Genomic DNA, 4102 nt, shown 5'->3' on the forward strand with positions numbered 1-4102 from the left:
CGCCGACCTCGACGCGCTCGCGGAGGCCTGGGCCTGGACCGCGGCGGACCGGCTGGTCCACGCCCTCCCGATCTTCCACGTGCACGGCCTGGTGTTCGGCACGATCGGCCCGCTGCGCCGGGGCTGCGAGCTGCGCCACCTCGGCGCGATCAGCGGGCGCGCGCTCGCCGATGCGGTCGTGGACGGCGCCACGATGGTCTTCGGCGTCCCCACCCACTACCACCGGCTCGCGGCGGACTTCGAGGCCGATCCCGCGGCCGGGCAGGCGGTCGGCGGTGCCCGGCTGCTGATCTCCGGTTCGGCCGCGCTCACCGCCGTCGACCACGCCCGGATCGAGAAGGCGACCGGACTCGCCATCCGGGAGCGCTACGGGCTCACCGAGACCATGATCCTGACCGCCGCGCGCGCCGACGAGGAGCCCGTGGTCGGGACGGTCGGGCGGCCGTTGCGGGACACCGAGATCCGGCTCGTCCCGGTGCCCGGCGGCGGCGACCTGGGTGCCGTCGAGGCCCGCGGACCGCAGCTGTTCTCCGGCTACCTCGACCTGCCGGAGGCCACCGCGGCCGCCTGGACCGAGGACGGCTGGTTCCGCACCGGCGACATCGGCCGCTGGACGGCCGACGGGCTGCTCGCGCTGGTGGGCAGGCAGGCGACGGACCTGATCAAGTCCGGCGGCTACAAGATCGGGGCCGGGGAGATCGAGAACGCCCTGCTGGAGCATCCGGCGGTGGCCGAGGTCGCCGTCGTCGGGGTCGAGGACCCCGACCTGGGGGAGCGGATCGTGGCGCACGTCGTGGCCGAGGGGCCCGAGCCGGACCCGAAGGAGCTGATCGACCACGTGGCAGCGCTGCTCGCGCCGCACAAGCGGCCCCGGGAGATCCGGTACACCGACTCGCTGCCGCGCAACGCCATGGGCAAGGTGCAGAAGAAGCTGCTGTCACCCTGACGATTGACGGACGGGCGAGACGGGCACTCATCCTGTATGGCTGTTCGTACGACGACCCCCGCGACCCCGTCCACCTCCTACCGCGCGCCCGCTGCCGCCGGGGCTCCGAACCTCGCCGGCGTCGAGGGGGTGCGGTCGACCGTCGAGGAGGCGGGCGAGGTCCTGGAGGTGGAGCGCTACGACACGCCGGACCTGCGGTTGGCGACGTCGGGGATCGTGCTGGCGGTGCACCGCTCGGGGGACGAGACGCACTGGCAGCTCGACCTCCCCGACGCGCTCGACGGTGAGCAGCTGCGGGTGTCGGTCCCGCCCGCGGGTGTCGAGGGCGTCGACCCGGAGCTGCCCGCCGAGCTGCGCGAGCTCGTCCAGGGCGTGGTCCGCGGCGCCGAGGTCGCCCCGGTCGGCCGGATCCGCCGGGTGCGCGCCCGCGAGTCGCTACGCGGCGGGAACCACCGTGAGATCGCCGAGATCGTGCGCGACGAGGTGCAGCTCGCCACCTTCGGTGCCGAGACCACACTGGAGAACTGGTCGGAGGCGACGGTGACGACCACCCGACCCGCCCTGGCCGCCGCGCTCCAGGAGCGGTTGGCGCAGGTCGGCGCCGTGCCCGCCGAGTCCTCCGCCGAGGCGGAGCTGGACCGGCTGCTACGTCGGAGCGCCCCGCCCTCGCCGCCCCGCAAGACCGGGCGCAAGGGTTCGGCAGGGGAGGCGCTGCTGACCTACCTGGGCAAGCACACGGACCGGCTCGCGGCCGCGGACCTCGCCGCCCGCCGCGACGAGGAGGACGCCGTGCACCAGGTGCGCGTCGCCGCGCGCCGGATCCGCAGCGCGCTGAAGGCCTACGGCGACCTGGTCACCGGTCCGCGCCCGGCCGCGCTGATCGAGGAGCTGCGGTGGCTCGGGCGTGCGCTCGCGGGGTCCCGTGACCTGGAGGTGCAGGAGGAGCGGATCACCCTGGCGCTCCAGGCGCTGCCCCCGGAGCTGGTCCTCGGCTCGGTGCAGGCCCAGGTCACCCGGCACTTCGCGCGGGCACAGGCCGAGGCGCGTGCCGCCACCCTGGCCGCGCTCGACGGCGAGCGCTACGCCGCGCTGCGCGGCGCCCTGGAGCACTTCCTGCAGGACCCGCCGCTCGCGCGCGAGGCCCGCTCGAAGAAGGGGCTGAAGAAGCCGCTGGCCAAGACCGACAAGCGGTTCGAGCGCCGGGTCGCCGCCGCCCGCAAGGCCCTGCTCGCGGGCGAGCCCGCCGACGTGGCCATCCACTCCGCCCGCAAGGCGGGCAAGCGGGCCCGCTACGCGACCGAGGTCGCGGGCGGTGACAGCAAGGGACACAAGGCCGTCACCAGCGCGCTGGGGGAGCACCAGGACGCCGTCGTCGGCCGGGAGGTGCTGCGCGAGCTCGGGGCGCGGGCCCACGTCGACGGGGAGAACGGCTTCACCTTCGGCGTGCTGTACGGCCGCGCCGCCGCGGACGCCGCCCGCATCGAGGAGGGACTGGCCTCCCGCTGACGGCACGGGGCAGGATGGCCCGCGTGAGCGAGGAGATCCGGGACCCGGTGGCCGACCTGCGCCGGATCGCGTTCCTGCTGGAGCGCGCGCACGAGTCGACCTACCGGGTCCGCGCCTTCCGGACGGCGGCGGGGGCGTTGCGCGGCAAGGACGTCGACGAGCTCCTGCGCACCGACCTGAAGAGGGTCAAGGGCGTCGGGGAGGTCACCGCGCGGTGCGTGGAGGAGTCCCTGCGCGGCGAGGTGCCCGTGTACCTCCGCAGGCTGGAGGCGACCGAGGGCACGGAGCTGGACCAGGCCGCGCTCGACCTGCGCGAGGCGCTGCGCGGGGACTGCCACAGCCACACCGACGCCTCCGACGGCGGCTCGCCGCTCTGGGAGATGGTCGAGACCGCCATCTCCCTGGGCCACGACTACCTGGTGGTGACCGACCACTCGCCCCGCCTGACCGTCGCCAACGGACTGTCCGCGGAGCGGCTCCGCGCCCAGCTACGGCAGATCGCCGAGCTCAACGCGGGCCTCTCCGGCTTCCGGATCCTCACCGGGATCGAGGTCGACATCCTCGACGACGGCGCCCTCGACCAGGACGAGGAGCTGCTCGCCGAGCTCGACGTCGTGGTCGCGAGCGTGCACTCCAAGCTGCGGATGCCGCGCGCGGAGATGACCGAGCGGATGCTCACGGCCGTCGCGAACCCGCACGTGGACGTGCTGGGCCACTGCACGGGACGGATGGTCACCGGCAAGCGGAGCCGGCCGGAGTCCGAGTTCGACGCCGACGCGGTGTTCGCCGCCTGTGCCGAGAACGGGGTCGCCGTGGAGATCAACTCGCGCCCGGAGCGGCTCGACCCGCCGAAGCGGCTGCTGCGGCTGGCCGTGGAGGCGGGCTGCGAGTTCACGATCGACACGGACGCGCACGCCCCCGGCCAGCTGGACTGGTTGGACTACGGCTGCACCCGCGCGGTGCAGTGCGGGGTCCCGGTGGACCGGGTCCGCAACAGTCGGCCGCTGGAGAAGCTCCTCGCCTGAGCCGTGCCCCGTCAGGCCGAGCGGACCTTCACGTCCCCGATCAGCGACCACACCCGCACCCGGACGAGCGGGGTGCCCGGCACGCGGGCGACCGGCGCCAGTTCGACCTTCTTGTCGCCGAGCAGGGTGAACCCGCCCACCTCGACCTCGACCCCCTCCGGCACCGTGACCGTGACGTCCCCGATCACGGCCCAGCTGTCGATCGTGACCGGCTCCGTCCCCTGCTCGACGACGGCGCTGCGCAGGTCCAGCTCGACGTCCCCGATCAGCAGCACGGCGGTCGTCCTGCGCCGCAGCGACCAGCGGCCGCGGCGCTTCACGTCGCCGATCACGCCGATGATCGTGGACCGGCCCGGCTTCGTCCCGCCCACGACCGGGACCGGCAGGTCGGCGAGGGTCTTGTCGATCTCGGCCCCGGAGCCCGCGGCCCAGACGGTGCCTGCGCGGTCGGTGAACTCGTCGAGGGTGAGCCTGCCTTCGCCGACGGCGCGTTCGAGCTGCTGCTGGGCGGCGCGGCGCTGGGGCTCGAGGTCGTCCGGGAGGGCTGCGGTCACCCGCCGACCGTACCGTTTCGTCCGATTCGGTCCAGCCCTTTCCGCACCCGGTCCCGCTCCGCCGCGCTCAG

General features: G+C 74.5%; 4 protein-coding genes. 3 read left to right on the plus strand and 1 reads right to left on the minus strand.

Annotated features, from left to right (window positions below; all coding sequences use genetic code 11):
* The 3 genes from H5J29_RS23415 to H5J29_RS23425 form a co-directional block, all read left to right on the plus strand.
* The coding region (locus tag H5J29_RS23415; protein WP_181783193.1) for an AMP-binding protein at window positions 1-946 on the plus strand (946 nt) is incomplete at its 5' end.
* 36 nt (window positions 947-982) lie between these two features.
* A complete protein-coding gene (locus tag H5J29_RS23420) occupies window positions 983-2452 on the plus strand; it encodes a CYTH and CHAD domain-containing protein (RefSeq protein WP_181783194.1) in 1470 nt (489 codons plus the stop codon).
* Between the two features lie 23 nt (window positions 2453-2475).
* A complete protein-coding gene (locus H5J29_RS23425) occupies window positions 2476-3477 on the plus strand; it encodes a PHP domain-containing protein (RefSeq protein ID WP_312858369.1) in 1002 nt (333 codons plus the stop codon).
* 11 nt (window positions 3478-3488) lie between these two features.
* On the opposite strand, the gene H5J29_RS23430 is transcribed toward H5J29_RS23425, so the two are convergent.
* On the minus strand, window positions 3489-4031 hold the full coding sequence (locus tag H5J29_RS23430) for a DUF1707 SHOCT-like domain-containing protein (RefSeq protein ID WP_181783196.1): 543 nt from the start codon (window positions 4029-4031) through the stop codon (window positions 3489-3491).
* Window positions 4032-4102 lie beyond the last annotated feature (71 nt).

Source organism: Pseudonocardia pini, assembly GCF_013870575.1.
GTDB lineage: Bacteria > Actinomycetota > Actinomycetes > Mycobacteriales > Pseudonocardiaceae > Pseudonocardia > Pseudonocardia pini.

What these genes read in the sequence shown, in the direction of transcription:
- H5J29_RS23420 (WP_181783194.1), top strand. Translation starts at nt 983, where the DNA reads ATGGCTGTTCGTACGACGACCCCCGCGACCCCGTCCACCTCCTACCGC.